16 protein-coding genes are annotated in these 17,615 nt (G+C 38.8%); 4 read left to right on the forward strand and 12 right to left on the reverse strand.

The window, feature by feature from the left end:
* Positions 1–58 precede the first annotated feature (58 nt).
* From AY601_RS20685 to AY601_RS20705, 5 genes are all read right to left on the reverse strand, one after another.
* Positions 59–1,291: a DUF4374 domain-containing protein gene (locus tag AY601_RS20685; protein WP_068404677.1), complete on the reverse strand. Its 1,233-nt coding sequence runs from the start codon at positions 1,289–1,291 to the stop codon at positions 59–61.
* A gap of 144 nt (positions 1,292–1,435) precedes the next feature.
* Entirely contained in the window at positions 1,436–3,880 is a 2,445-nt protein-coding gene (locus AY601_RS20690; protein WP_068404679.1) for a TonB-dependent receptor, read from the reverse strand.
* 195 nt (positions 3,881–4,075) lie between these two features.
* Positions 4,076–5,263: a hypothetical protein gene (locus AY601_RS20695; protein ID WP_157288049.1), complete on the reverse strand. Its 1,188-nt coding sequence runs from the start codon at positions 5,261–5,263 to the stop codon at positions 4,076–4,078.
* Positions 5,264–5,273: 10 nt separating this feature from the next.
* Positions 5,274–5,927, reverse strand: a complete 654-nt coding sequence (locus tag AY601_RS20700) for a hypothetical protein (protein WP_068404683.1) — start codon at positions 5,925–5,927, stop codon at positions 5,274–5,276.
* Positions 5,928–6,002: 75 nt separating this feature from the next.
* On the reverse strand, positions 6,003–6,557 hold the full coding sequence (locus AY601_RS20705) for an RNA polymerase sigma-70 factor (protein ID WP_068404685.1): 555 nt from the start codon (positions 6,555–6,557) through the stop codon (positions 6,003–6,005).
* A 201-nt stretch (positions 6,558–6,758) separates the two neighbouring features.
* Between AY601_RS20705 and AY601_RS20710 the strand changes: the two genes are divergently transcribed.
* A complete protein-coding gene (locus tag AY601_RS20710; protein WP_068404687.1) occupies positions 6,759–8,399 on the forward strand; it encodes a beta-N-acetylhexosaminidase in 1,641 nt (546 codons plus the stop codon).
* A gap of 49 nt (positions 8,400–8,448) precedes the next feature.
* Here the strand turns inward: AY601_RS20710 and AY601_RS20715 are convergent, their stop codons facing one another.
* From AY601_RS20715 to AY601_RS20725, 3 genes are read right to left on the reverse strand one after another with little or no spacing between them, the layout of a single operon-like run.
* Positions 8,449–9,549, reverse strand: coding sequence for a Nif3-like dinuclear metal center hexameric protein (locus tag AY601_RS20715; protein WP_068404689.1), 1,101 nt, complete (start codon positions 9,547–9,549; stop codon positions 8,449–8,451).
* Positions 9,550–9,573: 24 nt separating this feature from the next.
* Positions 9,574–9,936: a TM2 domain-containing protein gene (locus tag AY601_RS20720; protein WP_068404691.1), complete on the reverse strand. Its 363-nt coding sequence runs from the start codon at positions 9,934–9,936 to the stop codon at positions 9,574–9,576.
* A 22-nt stretch (positions 9,937–9,958) separates the two neighbouring features.
* On the reverse strand, positions 9,959–10,264 hold the full coding sequence (locus tag AY601_RS20725; protein WP_068407777.1) for a DUF2752 domain-containing protein: 306 nt from the start codon (positions 10,262–10,264) through the stop codon (positions 9,959–9,961).
* 75 nt (positions 10,265–10,339) lie between these two features.
* Here AY601_RS20725 and mfd point away from each other — a divergent pair, with 75 nt between their 5' ends.
* Positions 10,340–13,681, forward strand: coding sequence for a transcription-repair coupling factor (gene mfd, locus AY601_RS20730; protein ID WP_068404693.1), 3,342 nt, complete (start codon positions 10,340–10,342; stop codon positions 13,679–13,681).
* 9 nt (positions 13,682–13,690) lie between these two features.
* Positions 13,691–13,903 carry a DUF3820 family protein gene (locus tag AY601_RS20735; protein WP_068404695.1) on the forward strand — a complete coding sequence of 71 codons (213 nt, stop codon included), beginning with the start codon at positions 13,691–13,693 and terminating at the stop codon, positions 13,901–13,903.
* A 28-nt stretch (positions 13,904–13,931) separates the two neighbouring features.
* Here AY601_RS20735 and AY601_RS20740 read toward each other — a convergent pair whose 3' ends face one another.
* The 4 genes from AY601_RS20740 to AY601_RS20755 are packed head-to-tail and all read right to left on the reverse strand — an operon-like array spanning position 13,932 to position 16,514.
* On the reverse strand, positions 13,932–14,579 hold the full coding sequence (locus tag AY601_RS20740) for a hypothetical protein (RefSeq protein ID WP_068404696.1): 648 nt from the start codon (positions 14,577–14,579) through the stop codon (positions 13,932–13,934).
* A gap of 6 nt (positions 14,580–14,585) precedes the next feature.
* A complete protein-coding gene (locus tag AY601_RS20745) occupies positions 14,586–15,395 on the reverse strand; it encodes a phosphatidate cytidylyltransferase (protein ID WP_068404699.1) in 810 nt (269 codons plus the stop codon).
* Positions 15,392–15,601, reverse strand: coding sequence for a DUF2007 domain-containing protein (locus AY601_RS20750; protein ID WP_068404701.1), 210 nt, complete (start codon positions 15,599–15,601; stop codon positions 15,392–15,394). Before AY601_RS20750 ends, AY601_RS20745 begins: the two co-directional genes overlap by 4 nt.
* Positions 15,582–16,514 (reverse strand): CPBP family intramembrane glutamic endopeptidase, encoded by a 933-nt coding sequence (locus AY601_RS20755; RefSeq protein WP_068404703.1) that lies wholly within the window; start codon positions 16,512–16,514, stop codon positions 15,582–15,584. The genes AY601_RS20750 and AY601_RS20755 overlap by 20 nt, the downstream gene beginning before the upstream one ends.
* Positions 16,515–16,567: 53 nt before the next feature.
* Between AY601_RS20755 and dusB the strand changes: the two genes are divergently transcribed.
* The gene (gene dusB / locus AY601_RS20760) at positions 16,568–17,575 is read left to right on the forward strand and encodes a tRNA dihydrouridine synthase DusB (protein ID WP_068404705.1); all 1,008 of its coding nucleotides are present in this window, start codon (positions 16,568–16,570) and stop codon (positions 17,573–17,575) included.
* Positions 17,576–17,615 lie beyond the last annotated feature (40 nt).

Here is a 17,615-nt window from a genome sequence, read left to right on the forward strand (position 1 = left end):
TAAGGAATAAAAATGGGCCGCTTACTCTTGGTCATACGGCCCAACAAAACACAATATTTTAATAAGTTAATTTCGATATGGCAGTTACACCAGCTGCACCTTCAATATGAGCACCCCTTGTTACCGTTCCATTGTCTGAATTAATAATGTATACATAATATTCACCTGCATTATCCTCCATTACATAATTGATTGTTTTACCATCTGGTTCAGCATAAACGATTAGCTTAAATCCACCAAATTCATGTACAGGAACTCCTGGCACCGGGGTAATCGTATTGTTAAATACATCAGCAATAATCATCTTGATTTTTCCACCAGTCGCTTTGGCATCCGTATAAACTGCCATCAGGAATTTACCCTTGCCAATATATTCACCTCTGCAGATTTTTGTGCCTACAGCAGCCTCAATATTAAAGAAATAAGATTTATCGAATTGTTCCGCTCCTTTTTTGATACGGACAATACCAGATGGTTTTGTCGATGTTCTCTGTTCACCATCACCCATTGCAGTAGACCATCCGTAAGTATCACCATTCTCGATTTGCTGAAGACCTTGCTGACTGCTCCAGTCTCCAATAAAGCCAGTGCGATCATCTGAAATTGTTTTTTCGTATTTAAGCTCAGGATAACTGAAAACAGCCACCCATGTACTATCTAAACTACCATATTCACCTTCATACACTCTGCCACCAGGAGTATGTTTGAACTTATAATAAGGAATATATAGCTTGTTGTTTACTTCAAACAAACCTGTCCAGACGGCATTAAAGCCCGTTCCTGTTATTTTCTTTAAATCGGTTGTACTTCTTCCTGCAAGCTGGAGATTAACTGCATCAAAACGGTATAATTCACCCACACCACTTGAACGCGGATCACCACCACCTACCCAGAAATCATTCCCGACTTTACCAGATATACCTGTGCGGAAGGTTGTTACTGCTCTTCCGGCTTCAAATATTTTACCTTGTTCATTCAGACGAAATGGTCTTACAAGCCCTTGCTCATTGTAAGCCTGCGCAAATACGGTATTATTCTGAACGATAAAAGACCAGGCATCTACCTCTACACCATTATTGGTTGATGAAACTCCCCCTTTAGTGATATCATCTGTACTTACGATATAGGTTGCAGCACCTTCACCCTTGCCAGTGTAAACAAATACATATTTTGAGCGACCTGTCTTTCCTGGATCTACAGGAGCATCCGGAGTTGTATTCTTGCTGCAAGCACTTAATAGTACAGCCATCCCTAACATGCCTGTCATTAAAAAATTAGTAGTCTTTTTCATTGTTATATAGTTTGTTTTTTAATTTTGATGAAGCTATGCTGTGCTACCCGATTTTGTTCATTTCGTTTTGTATTCTGCTGCACATGATGGTTTCATTGTTATATTTATTTAATTATTAAAAGCTGATTTAAACGTTGCCCCTGATCAGAGACCTCTTTTTTTAGAAAAATAATAACGAAGCTTTAGGTTAAAAGCACGGCTGGGCTTTTGCAAAGCATAATTATCAAACAGCTGAGCATCAGTCAAATTCAGACATTCTACTGCGATATTATATTTCCCACCAGCCATTGCATAGATGATATTGACATCATGTGCCCACTGGGTCGGAACAACCATTTTTGTCTCTTTAGATCCTTGTCCTGGCCAGTACAGGTAAAATTTGTTAACAAATAATACATTATAGCCTACAGTAAGCTGGTTACCTTTTTTCAGGACATCATTGAAATAAAAGCTGCCGTTTGCATTTCCAAAAAGGTAGGGAGTATTAGGAATACGATCTCTGTAAATGACACTCCTAGTGGTCGAAAGTCCACCTGAAATCAGCCTGTCGAATTCATTGTCATTCCTTAAATTCTGATACGTGAAATTCGTATTTATCGTGAACAGCTGCTTATAAGCATAACGCAGTTCTGCATCAATCCCACGATTGGTTACTTTACCTTCATTGCTAAACTTGCTCAAATATCTTCCATTACTTGCCCCAGGCAATACATTAGCCCGGATATAATCATTTGCATTACGAAAAATATAATTAGCCTGAATTTGAAAGAAATGTGTTTTATTTATTGCTGTAGTATAAGTTGCTCCAATATTGATATTATCACTACGCTCGGGTTTCAGTTCCAGATTTGCAACTGTCAGATATACATTACCAAAAAACTCATCATTATCAGGCAGGCGATAAGCCTTCTCGTAAGAAGCCTTTAACTGAAGATTTTCTGTTAAAAAATATGATCCCGCAAATCCATAACCTTGCTTAGATAAATCCGAGCTTCGCGAAAGAATAGTATAAGTGGTTATTTTAGTCGGATTATCAAAATCCCTGACTACATTATTACTCGTAATGTGTTGATTATATTGCTTGATAAAGGCAGTAAAATTCAGTTTTTCATTAAGATTTAAACGATAACCTAATCCCAATATATTCTTCCGGGAAATCTGAGGTTGTTTATCCTGCAGGTTGTCAGGATCAAAACGATTCAGTCCTTTCCTGTTGAAAGTGGAAAACTGATCGTTAAGAGATAAAGAATGACGGTCATTTATAGCATAATTAAGCCCTGCATTAGCCAGTCCATTGTTATTTTTAAACTTAAAATCAGCCAGGTCGCCTTCTCCACCAATAGCTTTAGGGTCGTTTCTGTTTCTGGGTACAGAAGACCCATCCCAGGTAAATTTTCTGGGAACTGTATCTACATTACGCTCTTCTCCAAAATTAAAATTTCCATTTACCCTTAAATCCAATCCTTTGACAAACAAATCCTTCTTCACATACTTTAAAGTAGGCTGTATAGTATTTCCAGATTTCCACCTTCCACCAAATACATCTTCCATCCTGTTGCCGACCTGTATGTCTGCTTTGTTTTGTCCCAAAGTAATACCTACCAATAACTGATCAGCATATTTTTTTCCGGACACACCAATATTTGCCACTACAGTTTCATTGTGATACCGATCATGAAATCTGCGCACTCTTGTCGGCGTATTTACTCCGGTGATGCTGTCTGTCACTCCTCCTGTTACCCAGTAATTATTATCAGAGTAGTTTTGAAAAGCACTTAACTGTGCAGTAAAACCAGATTTAGCCGTATAACCAGTATTAACTGAACTTTTATGCGTATTAAAAGAACCATAAGAATAAGAAGCATCCACATAGGTTCTGGGATCTGTATTCGTTACAATATTCACCGCTCCCCCCAAAGCATCACCACCAAGCCATACTGGAACTACTCCTTTATAAACTTCAATCCTGTCTGCAAAATTCACCGGGATATTATTTAACTGGAAAGAAGATCCAAAATTCTCCATCGGCATCCCATCCAGAAAGAACTTGACCTGGTTACCAGAAAACCCATTTAAGCTAAAAGTCATATTGGAGCCCACTCCACCAGACTCACGGACACGAGCACCAGAAACCCTGTTCATTACCTGTCCAAGATCCATAGTCGTATTGTGAAGCGCCTTTGCATCTATAGAGATTACATTATAAGCCTGCCTGTTCGTTTTCTGATTTTTACTGAAGCCAAGAATTGCGACTTCATCAATCTCCCTAACGTCCTGCTTAAGCCTGAAACTAATCACAGCCTCTCCTTGTGCGACAACTGTTAAGCTCTTCTCTTCTTTAGCATGTCCCAGTGAATGAATTTTCAGCTGATAAGTCCCCGCAGCTAATCCAGCAAAATGGAATTCTCCTTTTCCATCACTGACTGCAGTTTTATTTAAAGGTAATAACCGGATGATTGCACCTGGAATGACCTCAGATTGGTCATTATACACATTTCCTTTAATCGTGCTGTTCTTGCCACTCTGTGCCTGAACAAAAAAAATCAGGGCGCACAAAATACCCGTCAGAAAAATTTTCTTAATTTGCATTACTTTTAAATGATAAACGATTTAGAGGTAACCCCATTTGGGGATGAGTCATACAGGTACGAACTGTATGGCTCTTTTTATTTCTTTTTACATATTCTACCGCTGGTTTCCCTGCTTCTACTATACTATTATCATAAGCCGGGCTTTACCCCTACGACTATTTAGAATAATTTTAAATAAAATGAAATAAAGGCTTTAATCTGCTAATTTATCGATTCGGATGATCTCTCCATTTACAGTTATGCCACGTTTAAGTGTCCCCGAGCGGAGATTATAAATCCAGATTTGACTTTTATCATTCGCCTGATAAACTGATAGATAGGCGAAATTTTCATCCGCAGTAACGTTCATTATAAAATTAAGCATTAAAGGAGGCAGAGACAGTTTGATCCTTTTTTGCCTGCGAAGATCCAGTAACTCATAACGGGAAATCCTTTTCAGCATATAATCATCAAACTGAGTGATTTCAGAAGATTCCACAATCCTGGTCATAGCCAGCCCATGTCCCATATTATAAAGCGTATAAGCTTCCCGGGCGCCATGACTACCTAGTTTAAACAAGTAACCCGGATCAAACCCCTGAGCGCCTTTATTTAGCCTTAAAATGGCCGACGGAGCCGTAGGATGATTACCAGTTCTGCCACCAGGCTGCCCCAATACATAAGCAGTATCATTTAAGACCAGAGAATTGGAACTCCATAGATTATAACTTCCAGGCCAGGTAGTTCTCTTATCTTCAAAACTACTTTGTAATTTCAAGTCTGGGAAGCTAAAAACAGCAACATGGGTTGCATCATCAGGCGGATTAACATGCTCCCGCATAAAACCCTTTTGAAAAGTATAAAAGATAAAAAGTTTGTCTTTAACCAACTGAGCTGACATGCCCGTATAATTTACACCTTTTGGTGCTGGAGGAACTGCCAATAATCCATTCCGCAATATTTTCATCCCTTTCAGGTCTATTTCTATATAGCGGAACCGCTCATCAACAACGCTGCCCAATAAAATGGTATGGTCATTTACCCAGTTTACCCAGCCAGAATAAGGCTCCCAGGGAATTTTTTTCATGTCAATTGATTGCTCCAGAACTAAACCCTCTGCCGTTGCCCGGTATTTCAGCAAACTATGATCGGACATATCCATCAACAAATAGCAATGGTCATAAATAGCAATCGTCATTCCAGGCAGGTCAATGCCTTTAGGCTCAGGTTTCCCTTTCTGCATCTCATAAACAGGCATAAAACGCGTTACATCTTTCTCCTGATCATAAACAATCAGTCCAAAATTAAAGTCATCTTTTCCCTTGTGCCCATCACAAGCACAGATCAAAAGGAAAATAAATAAAAATAAAAGCCGAAAATTACCAGGTAAATACCGATTCACAACAATGGATTTAGAGGCCAAAATCTCTTTTCATATTCAATGCCAGTATTGGAGGCATATTCATGAGATTACGATTTTCTACGATCACCAGTTCATCATCCTTAAAAAGATAATGCGCCAGTAAATAAGACCTGCCCTTTCTTAAATTAAGTTTTTTAGACCAGGTCTGGCCCTCATTATTTTTAGATAGCACCAAAATCTCTTTGTCAGCAGAAGTTGTATTCCTGACCATCATATTTCCAGAAAAACTGATATCCAGCGTATCATTTCCCTGCTGCACTAACCTGACCATTCCATTTTGTCCTAAGCGGATCTTCAATCCATCAAACTCATTTTCATAAGATGGTCTGGATTGATCAAAATGAAACACCATCAACTGATCTCTTGAAGCACTTTTATGGAACCCAAAGAAATAAAACATGAGCAGTAAACTAGCAGCAACCAATAACTTAAACACCTTCTTTTTATAAAGCTTTGAATGCGCATGCTTTATGTTTTCTGCTTTGATTTTAGACCAGACTTCACCCTGTAAAGGAATATTATCCTCAGTTAGCTCCTCCGTATCAAAATCATCAGCTTCCCCTTCCATCCATTTTTCATAGATTCCGAGTTCTTCGTCAGAAGCATTGCCCGATAAACATTTTTTTAATAACTCCGGATTCATATAGTGCACTGCTGATTATAATTATCACAACTGACCTTTATCCCCCATTGCCAGCGCAGATAAAAGCAAATTATTTTAAGATAATGGATATTTTTCTAGTCCCTTTCGGATAAACTTCAGCGCTTTTGTCAATTGGTTTTCAACTGTTTTTTCAGAGATCAGCAGACTACCTGCAATTTCCTGGTTATTCAACCCTTTTTCTCTGCTCAATACATAGACCGCCTTACAGCGTTCGGGAAGACAATTGACTAATTTATCAATATCTTCTCTTAAAAACCGGTACAGAACTTCCTGCTCCGTCTGGTTATGATGACTAACCGTTTGTCTCAACAGCAATTCATCCATCTTTTTTGCCTTACGGACTTCATCACTGTAAACCCGGCTGATCCGGAAACGTACTGCACGAACCAGATAATTCTCTATCGTATCTTCACTAAGCAGCAAACTATCCTTACGCTGCCAGATAGAGGTAAATACCTCTTGCACCACCCCCTCAGCACGGTAAGCATCTCCAAGGTATTTATAACTCATTTGATATAATTTTTTCCAATAGCGTTCGTAAAGATGAAAAAAAGATGTTTCATCAATTCTAAGCTGATTCTTTAAATTATCCGGTGATTGTTCAGACACGATTTATGAGGAGTTTATTGGTCAAAGTTAAGATAATTTAGAATGATTCAAAACGGTGTAATAGGTAACGATTGTTCGCAGCCCACGCAGAACATTCCATGGATAGCTTTAAAGATCCATTAATGACGAACCTCTAATTAAATTATTTTTTCATTAAAAATTTATATATTAAGAATTCCCCAACTTAACCAAATAACCATTATGAAAAAGCTTTTAGCTTCGTTTGCGGCACTCTGCTTACTTGTCAGCAATCAAACCATATTTGCACAAACAGAACCTCTTATTTCTCCGCGTCCCTTAACGCTGGAAACAGCCCGGGGAACTTTTCAGCTTAATGCTGCGACAACAATTATTGCGGCTAAATCATTAACCACAGAAGCGGATTATCTAAAAGACAAACTCTCAGCTGCTGCCAGACTGAACCTTAAGATCAGCAGTACATCAAAAGCCGCAAATCATAAAATTATACTTGCACTGGAACAAAACCTATCAGCAACAGCCGGTAAAGAAGGTTACCAGCTTACTGTAAATGCTACAGGTGTCAAAATAACCGCAGCAGAAAAGGCTGGTTTATTTTACGGCATTCAAAGTTTGCTGCAATTAATTACACAGCAGGAAAATGGTAAAAATGTAACTATTCCTTTTGTAACTATTCAGGATAAACCACGCTTTAGCTGGCGTGCACTTATGCTCGATGAAGGCCGTCATTTTAAAGGAGAAAAGGTAGTTAAGCAGCTATTGGATGATATGGCCATGCTGAAAATGAATGTGTTTCACTGGCACCTGACAGACGATCAGGGGTGGAGAATTGAAATCAAAAAATACCCTGAACTCACAAAAATTGGCTCTAAACGTAAAGATTCACAATTAGCCTGGAGAAGCGAAAAACGTTCAGGAAAACCCCATGAAGGCTTTTATACACAAGAACAGATTAAAGAAGTAGTCCGTTATGCTACCGAAAGACATATTACAGTAGTTCCGGAAATCGAAATGCCAGGCCATGCTACCGCAGCCATCGCCGCCTATCCCTGGTTAGGTACCACAGGAGAAAAAGTTGAAGTTCCGGTTACTTTTGGCAAGTTTAAAGACACCTATAACGTAGCTGATCCAAAAGTTTATACCTTCTTGGAAGATGTACTGACCGAAGTAATGGCCTTATTCCCATCTAAAGTAATTCACATCGGTGGAGATAAAGTTTTATATGACCAGTGGAAAAGTTCCCCGCAAATACAAGCACTGATGGTCAGAGAAGGTTTAAAATCACCAGCTGACGTACAAATATGGTTTACCAATAAAATATCTGAATTCATTGCTTCCAAAGGCCGCAGGATGATGGGCTGGAATGAAATTATGGGTGGTAAAGTCCATGAGAATATAGATGAAAAAGAGACAACAGTCAAAGAGAAACTGAATCAGGGAACAATCGTTCATTTTTGGAGAGGCACTACGGATATGATTACCAACGCAGCATCAAAAGGATATGATCTGGTTAACTCTTATCATATTTACACTTATCTGGACTACGATTACAAAGAAATACCAGTTCAAAAGGCTTATGAGTTTAATCCTATCCCAGAAGGCCTGGATCCTAAATATAATAAACATGTACTCGGCTCAGGCTGCCAGATGTGGAGTGAATTTATTCCGGAAGTTGCCGATATGCAAAAGAAGATTTATCCACGTTTAGCCGCCTATGCAGAAGTAGGATGGACGGATTTATCCCGTAAGGACTATACCTATTTCAAAAATACAATGAAACTTATTGAAGCGCATTGGAAAGCAGAAGGAGTGGATGTCGCGATCGTTGATTACGACGCTAAAACAGAAGAAACTAAACAATAAAAACGAAGGGGGTAGCTTATCACTATCCCCTTCGTTTTTAGCTATATTTTTAATAAAAATACTGGATCGGATTTGTATTCACTTCAGTTAAACGGACCGGGAGTTCCGGGAATTTTCTTTGCACAATATCTACCAGTAAATCAGAAGTGAATTGTTCACTTTCAAAGTGTCCGATATCCGCAATAATCAGTTTTCCATCTGCATCAAAAAATTCATGATACTTAAAATCTGATGTAATAAAAGCATCAGCACCAGCTGCAATTGCGTTTCCCAGCAGAAAACTACCAGAACCTCCGCAAACAGCTACTTTTTTAATTTTCCGGCCTGTATCCTTTGTATGTCTGATCACGCTTACATTCATCCTTGATTTTACAAATCTCAGAAAATCAGCGGCATCCATCTCTTCATCCAGCCAGCCGACCATGCCTGATCCAACTGTGTTTAACTTATTTTCCAGTGGATAAATATCGTAGGCAACCTCTTCATAAGGATGATTTTCAAGCAATGCAAGCAATACTTTTCTTTCATCCTGTATTAAAAATACCGTTTCAATTCTCACTTCAGGTTCCTGATGCTGTACTCCTTGCTGACCAACAAAAGGCTGCGTACCTGCCGAAGCCTTAAATGTACCTACACCCACTGCGTTGAAACTACACTCGCTGTAATTCGCGATATTTCCGGCACCGGCAGCAAAAAGAGCTTCTCTTAATCTGTTCACCTGTGCCGTTGGGCAAAAAGTAACCAGCTTTTTCAGAATCCCGTCTTTAGGCGCAAGAATTTTCGGTTGTTTTAAGCCCAGACGTTTGCAAATCACTCCATTCACACCATGCTGGACACTATCAAGGTTCGTGTGAATCGCATATAAAGCAATATTATTCTGAATTGCTTTCACAATGACGCGCTCGACATAATTCTTACCCGTAAACTTCTTCAATCCTTTGAAAACAATCGGATGATGCGTAATGATCAGATTACAATTTCTGGCAATGGCCTCATCAACAACATCTTCAGTACAATCAAGAGCAACTAAAGCCCCTGTGATTTCCTGGTTCATATCACCTGTCAGCAAGCCCGAATTATCATAATCTTCCTGATAATTTAACGGTGCGTAAGCCTCCAGATGTTTAGTAATTACAGCTAATCTCGTCATACGTAAAGATACAATAACATTTAATTATTGGGTAATTGCACCCATTTTTGCCATTTGTAAACTTTCAAAAGCCACTTTCTGATTGTATTCAAAAGCCAGATTTTTATAATTTACCAAATCTATAATTGTTCCAATCATGCATAAACCATAGGTAAAAAAGTAAAGGATTCCCATGCCGATCTGATTAACCAGAAACCTGGATAATCCAGGTACAAAAAATCCCAAAACACAATAAAGTACCATATCATCCGGATTTCTTCTTTTGCTATTGTAAATCATCAGAAACCCATTCAGCTGTTGCTCATTAAAACCCGCAGTCATAGATTGCAAGTAAGAAAACTCCTGAGGCGTGATGCCCGGAAGCATCATAAATGGTGAATTGTACATAATATCTCTCCTTATCTTTAATTTATTCTATTCTTATTTTTTTCCACTCGTACTTTCCAAGTGTAACAATTCTCAAACCGATAATAATTACTGCAGGTACGCCCAACCAGTGCTGATGAATACTTTCATCTAAATTGCCATGGAACAATTGCGTAATCGATCTCCCCAACCCACAGCCCGGACACCAGTCCAAACCCAGATTTGCTAAAGGGCAAAGGGTAAAATGATGTACCTGCCCATGTCCCTGGGGTTCAGCAATTGCCAACAATAGTATACCTGTCAACCAGAAAACCAACTCCAGCGGTATGCGGCCTAAGCAGTTAAGCATCACGGTTTTGAATTTTAGAGTCATAAATGGCCGCATTGTTACATATTAGCAAATCATAAATATTATCTTTGTGAGGTGAACATCCGCGACCTGATCAATAGATATAAAACTGATGAGCGCATCGAAGCGCTTGCAAAGACCCTCAATTCGGGTAAAGGTAATAAACTTCAATTAAAAGGTTTAGTAGGCTCTGCCGATGCTACAATTGCCGTTACCACCTACTTCCTGCTGCATAAGCCACAATTATTTATTCTTCCTGACCGAGAAGAAGCCGCTTATTTTATGGCAGACCTGGAGAGTATACTTGAAAAAGAAGTCTTGATTTTCCCTTCCTCTTTCCGTAAAGCCTTTGATTTCACGCAGGTAGATACTGCTAATGTGCTGGCCAGAGCAGAAGTACTCAATGAACTGAATCACAACTCTTCTTTTGGAAAGATCGTGGTGACCTATCCTGAAGCGCTTGCCGAAAAAGTGATTAACAGAGCTGTCCTGGAAAAAAATACACTGGAAATAAGTTTAGGTGTAAAACTAGGCATTGACTTTATCAATGAATTTCTGGTTGATTATGACTTTAACCGCACCGATTTTGTTTATGAACCCGGTCAGTTCTCTATCCGTGGCGGTATCGTTGACATTTTCTCTTTTTCCCATGATCTTCCTTACCGGATAGAATTTTTTGGCGATGAAGTAGAGAGCATCCGGACTTTTGAAATAGAAAGTCAACTCTCCGTAGAAGACGTTAAAACCTTTACGATCATTCCTAACGTACAATCCAAATATCTGACAGAAAGCAATATTAACCTGCTGGATTATGTAGAAAATGATACACAGCTCTGGTTTAAAGATGTACAATTCACTTTGGATGTCATTAAAACCGGTTATAAAAAGGCCGTAGAATTATGGAAAGCACTCCCTGCAAAAGAGAAACAGGAAAATCTGGACTGGATTGACCCTAAATTTGCCTTTTCTGATGAAAGAATGATTGGAGATATTTTACATGATTTCTCTGTCATAGAGTTTGGAAAGCAATTCTTCTATAAAACTGACAACGTTTTCCTGTTTGACACCAAACCACAGCCCTCTTTCAACAAGGATTTCAATCTGCTGATCCATAATTTAAAAGAAAACGAGAAAAACGGAATTCATAACTTTATTTCCAGCTCTTCTCCTAAACAAACCGAGAGGTTGTACGCGATCTTAGACGATATTGATAAAACAGCAAAGTTCGTTCCCGTCAATATCCAGCTAAGAGAAGGTTTTATTGATCCGCAGCAATCTATAGCTTTTTATACCGATCACCAGATCTTTGACCGGTTCTATAAATATAAATTAAAAAGAGGTTATCAGCGTAGTCAGGCTATCACGATGAAAGACCTGAGGGACCTGAAACCAGGTGACTTCGTGACCCATATAGACCATGGTATTGGTAAATATGCCGGTTTAGAAAAGGTCGAAGTCAATGGCAAGACACAAGAAATGATCCGGTTGGTATACGCTGATAATGATCTGCTTTATGTCAATATCAACTCTTTAAACCGTATTGCAAAATACAGTGGAAAAGATGGTACACCACCTAAAATGAATAAACTGGGTACAGAAGCCTGGGATAAACTAAAAAAGACTACAAAAAAAAAAGTTAAAGACATTGCCCGGGACCTGATCAAACTCTACGCTTTGAGAAAATCTCAGGTAGGAACCGCATTTGATCCCGACGGCTATCTGGAAACTGAACTGGAAGCTTCCTTCATTTATGAAGACACACCCGATCAGATGAAAGCCACCAATGATGTCAAAAAGGACATGGAAGCCCCACATCCAATGGACAGGCTGGTTTGTGGTGACGTCGGATTTGGAAAAACAGAAATAGCCATCAGGGCTGCGTTTAAAGCTGTAGCAAACGGCAAACAGGCTGCGGTTCTGGTTCCAACAACTATTCTTGCTTTACAGCATTTCAAGACATTTTCAGGAAGACTAAAAGAGTTTCCCTGCAAAGTAGATTATATTAACCGTTTCAAGACCAATAAACAGATCAAAGAAACACTGGCACAAGTAGAAGAAGGTAAAGTAGACATCATTATCGGAACGCATCGTTTATTGAGTAAAGACGTGAAATTCAAGTCACTCGGTATTATGATTATCGATGAAGAACAGAAATTCGGTGTCTCTGCCAAAGAAAAATTACGTGCATTGCGTGTAAATGTAGATACCCTTACACTTACTGCTACACCAATACCAAGGACCTTGCATTTTTCACTCATGGGCGCAAGGGATTTATCCATTATGAGCACACCGCCACCAAACAGGCAGCCAGTTAATACTGAACTTCACGTTTTTAACGACAAACTTATCCAGGAAGCAGTGCAGTTTGAACTGGATCGTGGCGGACAAGTATTTTTTATCCATAACCGGGTAAATGACCTGCCACAACTCGGCGGATTGATACAAACACTTGTTCCAAAAGCCCGTATAGGTATCGCTCACGGACAATTAGACGGAGATGCGCTGGAAGATGTCATGTTAGATTTCATCAATGGAGAAAAAGACGTATTGGTAGCTACTACGATTATCGAAGCAGGTCTTGATATTCCAAATGCCAATACCATCATCATTAACCATGCCCACATGTTTGGTTTAAGTGATTTGCACCAGATGCGTGGAAGGGTAGGAAGATCTAATAAAAAAGCCTTCTGTTACCTTTTAAGCCCACCCTTATCCACATTGACCTCCGAAGCAAGGAAACGTTTGAGTGCTATTGAAGAGTTTTCTGATCTGGGCAGTGGTTTTAATATTGCTATGCGTGATCTGGATATCCGTGGTAGTGGAAACCTGCTGGGGGCAGAACAAAGCGGGTTCATTGCAGAAATAGGTTTTGAAATGTACCATAAGATATTAGATGAAGCAATACAAGAGCTCAAATCTGATGAATTCAAAGAATTATTCAAAGATGACAAGGAGCGCCCCTTCGTTACCTTTACACAAATAGATACAGATCTTGAATTATATATTCCGGATGATTATGTAACAAACATTACAGAGCGATATAACCTCTATACCGAACTTTCTAAGCTGGATAACGAATCACAGCTAACTGCGTTTGAAACTTCGTTAAAAGACCGCTTTGGTGCTGTTCCGAAGCCTGTGAAGACCATGTTGAATGTCCTGAGGCTACAGTGGACGGCCAAGAAGCTGGGATTTGAAAAATTAAGCTTTAAAAAAGGGGTATTAAGAGGCTATTTTATTGCCGATAAGCAATCCAATTTCTTCGATTCCCCAATGTTCCATAAAATATTGAACTTTGCGCAGCAGCATCCCCGGATGTGTAACCTGAAAGAAGTAAAAAACACCTTAAGAATTGCCTTTGAAGATCTGAAAACAGTAGACGAAGCTATTCAAATGCTGCAAATGGTTGCAGAATAAATAAACAGCATGAATCCACAACTATTGAACGAGCTGGTGACCTTTAAAATGCCATTTGGCAAATACAAAGACAAAATAATCTGCGACTTACCAGAGTCGTATCTGATCTGGTTTAATAACCAGGGCCTTCCTCCAGGTAAACTTGGAGAACTGATCGGAACCATGTATGAAATCAGGCTAAATGGATTAGAATATCTGTTGAAACCATTGAGAACAAGATAAATCAACCATAAAACAACTGCTGGATCAACTATCCGGCGGTTGTTTCTTTAATAAAACGCAAACGGCCTCCTTCTAATTTGAAAGTCCATTGCTGAGCAGATTCACCACAAACTTCTTCCTGGTCCGGATGTGCTTCCCTGTATTTAGGATCTGAATTTGTCCCATATTGCAGGCTCACGGTATCCCCGTCAACCTGGACTACATAAAAAGAATAACATCCCTCATCTTCCACGTGTGATTCATTTTCTAATCTGGTCTTATCCTTTAACTCAGCTATATTAACGGCCTTAAAAAGGTCATTAAAGCCACCCATTTGAAAGTAATCGTAGATATCATTAAAATTTTTGATAAAAAGTGCCCTGCTGATGATTCCACCATTCCCTTTTCTTACCTGATCAAACTCTTCATTGACATCAAACATCGACATTGTACTATCAGCCAGCGGAAAATCAAAATACTTTTCAATCTGATTCACATCTTTTGCAATGAAAGCCTGCTGCATCTTTTTCAATTCAGCAATCATCAAAATGCGTTTAGCAGCAAGTGAAGTATCATTTTGTGCCCGAGTTCCATTATTCTTTGCAGTCTCTGAACCATTTTTTCCGGCTCCCGATTCTTGATTACAGCCGGCAGAAACTGCTAATAAAAGCAAAATAAAATAAGCAAATTTATTCATCAGAAATTAATTTAAAACAAGGTACAAATAGGCAAAAACAACAGGTGCCGCAATCAATAATCCATCAAACCTATCAAGCAAACCACCATGCCCAGGTAAAAGTGTACCCGAATCCTTTGCATTCAAACTTCTTTTAAGCATGGATTCTACCAGATCCCCAAGCGTACCAAAACTCACAATTAAAACAGCCATTCCAGCCCAAACCAGAAATGGTATTTCAGTAAAAAATAAAGAAATCACAAAAGAAACTAAAACACTGGTCAGCATGCCGCCAAAGAATCCTTCCCATGTTTTTTTCGGAGAATGCCGCTCAAATAATTTATGGCTCCCTAGTTTTCTGCCGAATAAATAAGCACCGGTATCACTAGCCCATAACAAAAGTAAAAAAGCCAGGGGTAAATGATAATTATGTGTTTTGAAATCTTGTATAAAAGCTAAAGAATAGAAAAAACAGAAAGGGACCGTTACATAGACAAAGCCTACAAAAGTATAAGCAATATTGCCAAATGGGATCTTATCTTTTTTGTAAAGCTCACCCAGGAAAACTGCTGAAACCAGCGGAATCAACAACAATAAATATTTGGTGTCAAACTGATACAAATGGTAACCCGCGGTAATTAAAAAGATAAATGCACTCACCACCAAACCGATATTCCGGTGCGGTCTGATTCCAGATGTTTTAATCAGTTTATAAAATTCTGCCAGAGAAAAAACACTTAAAAACAAATAAAAGAAAGTAAAAGTCACAGCGCCCAGAAAAATAGAGCCTAACATCACAATCGTAAAAAAGAAGGCTGTTATTGCTCTGGTTTTCATTCTGTTTCCGTAGATTTTATATAAGTATCCGCAGCATCAAAATCCTTTTGATTCACCAATACTTCAATCACACCGAAAGTCTGATAAGAAGAATCTTTTTTATTCATAATTACAGCAGCAATATCATTTTCTATTAATCCTTGTTTGATAATCTCTGCCGTAACAGGATTTTCTGTGGTATAAACCTTAACCCAATTGTTTTCCATTGCCCGATGTGGTTTTGTTTTTTAAATACTTAAATAAAAATATGCTCAAAATTAAACTAATAACGTATGCATACCATGGAAAATTTGAAGAATTATCTGCTTCAGTTAAAGGAATGTTATGTTTTTGCAAATACCAGGCTACACTCACTGCATACGCATTGTTTAAAAAGTGTGCCAGCATAGCATACCATAAACTGCCCGTCCACCAATAAATATAACCAAATGCCGCCCCCAAAAATAACCTGGGGAAAAAACCAAAAAACTGGAGATGTATTGCACTGAAAATAAAAGCAGAAATCCAGATAGCCACATGCGGATTCTTGAACATTTTAGTAAATGACCGTTGGATTCCTCCTCTGAACATCAGTTCCTCTCCGATGGCCGGTAGTAACGCAATAACTAGAATATTGATCAAAAAGTCAGAAATATTCTTCGTGTTTAATAATAAAATTGTCATTTTCATCGCTTCATCTTCTTTACTCCGCATCCAGTTTTCAAGTGGTTTAAGAAATTCCGGGAGCACCATTTTTTGATTAGCCAAGCCAACCCACTCCATTAAAGGCATGGAACAAAGCATGATCAAAAAGACTAAAAAAAGAAGAGAAGCCGTTGGTTTTTTAAAACTATAAAAATTACTGATTTTAATTTTTTCTGTCCAGGCAAGCATTAAAGGCGGTAAAATGAACATACAGCCAGTAGTTAAAACCTGTGAAACTTTAAGGACAGCTGCAGAACTGGCATCTCCGCTCATTAAAACAGCTGCATTACTTAAACCATCGCTCCCGTAAACGGCCACTACTACCGCTAAACTTAGTACTGAGCCTATAACCAAACCTAATATCGTATAACACAGGATCATAAGTAGCTGTATATAAGCATCCTTTTCTTCCGCTTCGTTGTAAATGAAATTCATTATTGGGAATAGTTTGTACCTTTGTCTTTTAATTTTGGATTGAAGATAGAAAAATGTCTGTAAAGATAGGAAATATTGACTTGGGAGAGTTCCCATTATTGCTGGCACCGATGGAAGATGTAAGCGATCCGCCTTTCCGTTTTGTATGTAAACAAAGCGGTGTGGATATGATGTACACAGAATTCATTTCTTCTGAAGGATTGATACGTGATGCAGCTAAAAGCAGGCAGAAACTTGATATTTTTGAGTACGAAAGACCTATTGGTATTCAGATTTTCGGAAGTGAAATATCAACCATGCAAGAAGCTACAGAAATTGCTACCCTGGCCAAACCAGACCTGATTGATATCAATTATGGCTGTCCTGTTAAACAGGTAGCTTGTAAAGGGGCAGGATCAGCACTTTTGCAGGATATAGATAAAATGGTAAAGATGACTGAAGCTGTAGTAAAAGCCACCCATTTACCGGTTACTGTTAAAACCCGTTTAGGCTGGGATGATAACACTAAAAACGTAGATGAGGTTGCCGAAAGGCTACAGGATATCGGTATTCAGGCACTGACTATTCACGGAAGGACAAGATCGCAGATGTATAAAGGCGAAGCCGACTGGCGGATGATCAGGGATATTAAAAGAAATCCAAGGATCAAAATTCCGGTTTTCGGTAACGGTGACGTAGACAGCCCTCAAAAGGCACTCGACTGGCGCAGAGAATTTGAAGTAGACGGAATCATGATCGGCAGAGCTGCAATTGGTTACCCGTGGATTTTCAGAGAAATTGCCCATTTTTTCAAAACCGGGGAAAAACTTGCTGGCCCTACAGTTGCAGAAAGAGTTTCAGTCTGCAGAACCCACTTAGATAAGTCTATTGCATGGAAAGGACCAAAAGTAGGTATTTTCGAGATGAGACGCCATTACGCTAATTATTTCAAAGGACTACCTGACTTTAAGAACTATAGAATGTTATTGGTCAAAGAAGATAACATTGAAATAATTCATGCTATTTTAGACGAAGTGGCAGATAAATATCATCACCTGCTCCTGGAAGGAGAAATGGCTTGATTTTTGAAAAACACTTAATAATTAGATTAGAATTTAGATA

The organism is Pedobacter cryoconitis (assembly GCF_001590605.1).
Taxonomy (GTDB): Bacteria; Bacteroidota; Bacteroidia; order Sphingobacteriales; family Sphingobacteriaceae; genus Pedobacter; species Pedobacter cryoconitis_A.

Coding starts and splice junctions, on each gene's coding strand:
- AY601_RS20685 (WP_068404677.1), bottom strand. CDS start 1,291: ATGAAAAAGACTACTAATTTTTTAATGACAGGCATGTTAGGGATGGCT.
- AY601_RS20690 (WP_068404679.1), bottom strand. CDS start 3,880: ATGCAAATTAAGAAAATTTTTCTGACGGGTATTTTGTGCGCCCTGATT.
- AY601_RS20700 (WP_068404683.1), bottom strand. CDS start 5,927: ATGAATCCGGAGTTATTAAAAAAATGTTTATCGGGCAATGCTTCTGAC.
- AY601_RS20710 (WP_068404687.1), top strand. CDS start 6,759: ATGAAAAAGCTTTTAGCTTCGTTTGCGGCACTCTGCTTACTTGTCAGC.
- AY601_RS20715 (WP_068404689.1), bottom strand. CDS start 9,549: ATGACGAGATTAGCTGTAATTACTAAACATCTGGAGGCTTACGCACCG.
- AY601_RS20720 (WP_068404691.1), bottom strand. CDS start 9,936: ATGTACAATTCACCATTTATGATGCTTCCGGGCATCACGCCTCAGGAG.
- AY601_RS20725 (WP_068407777.1), bottom strand. CDS start 10,264: ATGCTTAACTGCTTAGGCCGCATACCGCTGGAGTTGGTTTTCTGGTTG.
- AY601_RS20735 (WP_068404695.1), top strand. CDS start 13,691: ATGAATCCACAACTATTGAACGAGCTGGTGACCTTTAAAATGCCATTT.
- AY601_RS20740 (WP_068404696.1), bottom strand. CDS start 14,579: ATGAATAAATTTGCTTATTTTATTTTGCTTTTATTAGCAGTTTCTGCC.
- AY601_RS20745 (WP_068404699.1), bottom strand. CDS start 15,395: ATGAAAACCAGAGCAATAACAGCCTTCTTTTTTACGATTGTGATGTTA.
- AY601_RS20750 (WP_068404701.1), bottom strand. CDS start 15,601: ATGGAAAACAATTGGGTTAAGGTTTATACCACAGAAAATCCTGTTACG.
- AY601_RS20755 (WP_068404703.1), bottom strand. CDS start 16,514: ATGAATTTCATTTACAACGAAGCGGAAGAAAAGGATGCTTATATACAG.
- dusB (WP_068404705.1), top strand. CDS start 16,568: ATGTCTGTAAAGATAGGAAATATTGACTTGGGAGAGTTCCCATTATTG.